We start from the raw sequence: 4476 nt of genomic DNA, 5'->3' as shown, positions 1-4476 counted from the left end.
TACTTCTCCTTTAGTGTAATACTCAAAGGTTACAGTTCCACCTGTTACTGAGTATGCTTTTCCTGTGGCTTCTGTGTTTTGTAGATCTTTTAATGCATTTTCTAAACTTTCTTTTGTTGCTTGTTCTGCCATTCTTTCTATTTGTTGTGTTTGTATTTCATCTTGTATTTCTGCTTTTACCATGGCATCTGTTGCATTTTGTTTTTCTTCCATTAGTCTTTCTATCTTTTTCTTTATTTCTTCTATTCTTTTAGCACTTGTTTCTATATCTTCTTTTAGGTCTTCTACTGCTTTTGTGTTGTCTATTACTTCCTTCTTTTCTTGTTCGCTTATAGATATATTCGTAAGTTCTAATATTTGTTCCTGTTTTTCCATTGCTTTTACAAAGTTCATTACATGCATAAATGAACCTTCATAGTTTACTGTTACTGTACATTTAAAGAATCCATTTTTTGCAGCCCTTAAGTCATTGTATTCCTTCTCATTTTCTGCATTTACTTCGCTTCCTTCTGCATTTGCTGGTGCCCCTTCTCCTGTACTTATTGCAACAGGTTGTCCAAATGTCACTGAACTAATTTTTATATTATTATTAAATCCTATTGTATGAAGATTTCTTGAAAGCTCTGGATATCTATCTGTTTCTGGAACTTTAACTACTGCCTTTTTATAGTCAATTTCCTTATTTCTTAAAATATTTCTTGTCTCTTCAAGCTGTGCATCTATATTTTTTCTACCATTTACACTTGCTTCTAAGCTTTGCACTTCTTGTTCTAAAGGTTTTATCTTATCATTTAATGGCTCAAATACAAATGTATATGAACAGTACCCTACAACACCTGTTGCTATTATTCCTAAAAGAATTTTCTCATTTTTTGTGATTTGAAGTTTTGGTTTATTCTTTTTAACTTTTAATTCTTTATTATCTTTACTCTTATTAAACATCTCTTATATCTCCTTAATCTTCAAAGTTAAATTAAATGAATATGTTGAAGCTCCATTCTCTTTATCTTCTGATTTTGTTATTCCTGATATATGGGATATATAATATCTTTTATCTTCTCTTAAGTTAGCCCAAAATTCTTCTATATCACTTCTATTTTTTGATTCTCCACTTAATGTAATAGCACCTACATAACCATCTTTTACATCTTGCTCTACTGTTACATAATTTATATTTTTAACTTGCAATCCTGACGGCATTTTTGTACCAAGCTCTTGCATCACTTTCTTTGTATCCTTATTCTTTAATACTGAAAGGCTATCAATCTTATCAGTACTTGCTGTTATCTCTGAAATTCTCAAATTTAGTGCAGTATTTTCATCAAATCTTTCCTGTGTTTTTTGAAGTTCTTGATTAAGCTCCACCTTTCTTTTTTCAAGGCTTGAAACTTTTGTATTTAAATAAACAGCATATCCACCAATAGCACAACAGATTAATACTCCACCTGCTATAAGCTGTGATAGCTTTTCCTTACTCTCTTTTTCCTTCTTTATATGCTGAGGTACTAAATTTAATTCTCTAATTTTACCCATCTCTCTAGCCCCTTCTCAATAATAATCCATATGTGTATAAATAATCTTTCAAATGAACATGTTCAGGTCTTTTAACAACTATCTTTAAATCATTAAAATCAGGAATTTCTCCAACCTTAACTTCAAAGTGGTTCTCTAAATATTCATGTACACCATCTATTCTATTAGCACTTCCTATAAGATAAATCTTATCTAAATTTTTCTTAAGCTTTCCTGTTGAATAGAACTGAATTAATAACTTATATTGTGTTACAAGAGACTTAAAGAATCTATCATATTTTCTCTCATTTTCTTCATCTATTTCTTTATTTAAATTTATAGAATCTAGGAATTTATTATACTCATGCTCATTTTTAATTTCTTCTTCATTTGCACCATATAATCCATATCCTTGATACTTTTCCATAACAATCTTTCCAAACTCAGTAATAACCATTGAACTAGAATGTCCTTCTATACTAAGAACTCCTGCAAGCTTAACACTTTGACTAAAGCTAGTCTTAAATGCCTTAAACACTCTTCCAATATTATTTGCAAAAATATCTATAGCCTTAACAGTTAAACCAAGGCTACTTGCAAGTTTTAGATAATTATCTATCTTCCCCTTCTTAACTCCAACAACCATTACATTTGCATCATTATTTCCATTCTCTGAATCATAACTAATAATTTCAAAATCACTATAATATTCCTCAATTTTTTCTCCAATAAACTGCTTAAGCTCAAAGTGAACATTCTCCCTCATAAGCTTCTCATCAGTATTTGGAACAGTTAAATGTCTTATTATAATATCCTGTCCCATTATAGAGAACATTATCTCTTTTGCACCTTTCTTTTTCTTACTTATAAAAGGCTCAATAATCTCTAATATAGCTTCTAAATTTACAATATCATCATTCTTAAATGAATCCTTTGGAGTCTTAAACGTTGCTCCCTCACGAATATTATGTTTATGACCAATTAGTATAGTTATGTTTTCTTCATTAATATCTAATGCAACTACATCCTTATCAAACAAAACTATCCCTCCCCCTTAAATAAAATTAATATACCAAGCTAAAATCTGCTCTCCAAAAAGAACAGTAATCCCTGTCCCTACACCAATATAAGGACCAAATGCTATCATAGTTTTCCCCATCTTTTTCTTAAAAATTATTAAATAAATTGAATACATTCCTCCTAAAAGAATCCCAATAAAAAGATTTACAAGAGACATTTTAAAACTTAAAAATAATCCACATATAAAAATAATCTCAGCATCGCCCCAGCCCATACCTCCTGCTAAAGAAAGTCCTCCAATAAGCAGAGTTGGAATAACACAAGCTGAAAAAACCTCCATAAAATTTAAGTTTCCCTTTAAAAAGAAATATAACAAATAAATACATACTACACTTAAGTAAATCTTCCTTTCATCCTCACATCTATAATCAAAAACTCCAATAATAAAAATCCCTAAAAGAAAAATTAAAAATGAAACTATGCTCCTAAAATCCACACCATTTTCATAAAAAAACTGAACTCCTAAAAAGATTAATCCCCCCAAAGCTCCAAAAATAATGTGAGAAGTATAGACATCCTGAGTCCTAAAATCAATAAAGCAGATAACACTTAAAACAAATGTTAAAAATAAAAGCTTAAAAAATAAAAAGCTTAAACCAAACTTTAAAAACAAACCCACAATAAAAAAACTTACAAAAAAACTAAAAAGAAAATTCCTTTCCTTTAATATATATTTATTTATCATACACATAAGAAAAAATCCTATAAAAAAAACTAAAATACTCAATGCCCTTACCTCATTTATCTTTTAAAAAAGCCCCTAAAAGGGGCTCCACTATTATTTCTACTTCGTAACTATAGATGTAGTGTCTAATATTTTCCCAGTAGAATCCATTTTAAATTCTGCTCCATCTACTATATCCTTACAATTTTTCATTGTAGTTCCTTCTGGTAATTTATCTAATAATGCTTTTAATTTTGTCCCATCAATTAATTTACCTGTACTATCTACAACATCTAATAAACTAGCCATCGTTAAATTATCATTCCCAGTCTGGCCTGATGTCGATAAATTAGTTATCGTTGTACCATCAACTATCGCTCCAGCCTTTCCTTTCATCTTTGCTGTTTCATATGCTTGCGTTAATTTTCTCGCTTGATCAATTACCCCTGTTTTTTTAGCCTCATTCATATATCCTGTTACTTTCGGTACTAAAATTGCTGCAAGTATTCCTATAATTGCTACAACTGCTACCATTTCAATTAACGTAAATCCTTTTTTCTTTCTATTTTTTATTAATTTCATTTAATTCACTCCTTATTTTGTAACTATATTTTCAATCGTTCCATCACTACCAACAGTAATCTCTGCACCTGCCACTATTTGTTGGCACTCTCCTATTGTTGTATCATTATCCAATTTTGTTAATAATGCTTTTGCTGCAGTTTTATCTGCTACATCTAATAAACTTAACATTGTTGGATTCTCAATATTATCTACAGTTGTATCAGTATCTACATCATGCGTAGCTGTAGTATTATCTTGATCCTTTCCTTTCATCTTTGCCGTTTCATATGCTTGTGTTACTTTCCTAGCTTGATCCACTATTTCCGTTTTTTTAGCTTCATTCATATATCCTGTTACTTTTGGCACTAAAATTGCAGCTAAGATTCCTATGATAGCTACTACTGCTACCATTTCAATAAGTGTAAATCCTTTCTTTTTTTTGTTTTTAACTAGTCCTCTCACAAATATACCCCCTATAATTTTCTTATTTATATAAATCTTTGATTTATATCTTTTTAGGTTTAAAGTTTTAAATTGCCATTACTGTATCTATCATGCTCATTAGTGGCATCATTATAGCTAGAACTATGAATAGTACTACAAATGCTAATGATATAATCAAAATTGGCTCTATCATTGCTATCATTTTTTCTATA

Annotated in this window: 6 protein-coding genes; all 6 read right to left on the bottom strand. The window is 29.8% G+C overall.

Annotated features, from left to right (window positions below; genetic code table 11):
- The coding region (locus ACRDDY_RS02980) for a hypothetical protein (RefSeq protein ID WP_438563479.1) at positions 1-942 on the bottom strand (942 nt) is incomplete at its 3' end.
- A 3-nt stretch (positions 943-945) separates the two neighbouring features.
- Complete coding sequence (locus ACRDDY_RS02975; RefSeq protein ID WP_438563478.1) at positions 946-1533, bottom strand: PilN domain-containing protein; 588 nt, start codon at positions 1531-1533, stop codon at positions 946-948.
- A 4-nt stretch (positions 1534-1537) separates the two neighbouring features.
- A complete protein-coding gene (pilM, locus tag ACRDDY_RS02970; protein ID WP_438563477.1) occupies positions 1538-2551 on the bottom strand; it encodes a pilus assembly protein PilM in 1014 nt (337 codons plus the stop codon).
- Positions 2552-2566: 15 nt separating this feature from the next.
- Positions 2567-3277 (bottom strand): prepilin peptidase, encoded by a 711-nt coding sequence (locus tag ACRDDY_RS02965; RefSeq protein WP_438563480.1) that lies wholly within the window; start codon positions 3275-3277, stop codon positions 2567-2569.
- A 99-nt stretch (positions 3278-3376) separates the two neighbouring features.
- Positions 3377-3838: a type II secretion system protein gene (locus ACRDDY_RS02960; protein ID WP_438563476.1), complete on the bottom strand. Its 462-nt coding sequence runs from the start codon at positions 3836-3838 to the stop codon at positions 3377-3379.
- A 12-nt stretch (positions 3839-3850) separates the two neighbouring features.
- Positions 3851-4282: a type II secretion system protein gene (locus ACRDDY_RS02955; protein WP_438563475.1), complete on the bottom strand. Its 432-nt coding sequence runs from the start codon at positions 4280-4282 to the stop codon at positions 3851-3853.
- Positions 4283-4476: the final 194 nt, after the last annotated feature.

The sequence above is a fragment of the Clostridium sp. genome (genome assembly GCF_051656525.1).
In the GTDB taxonomy this organism is placed as follows: domain Bacteria; phylum Bacillota; class Clostridia; order Clostridiales; family Clostridiaceae; genus Clostridium.
This window is presented reverse-complemented; position numbering and strand designations above follow the sequence as displayed.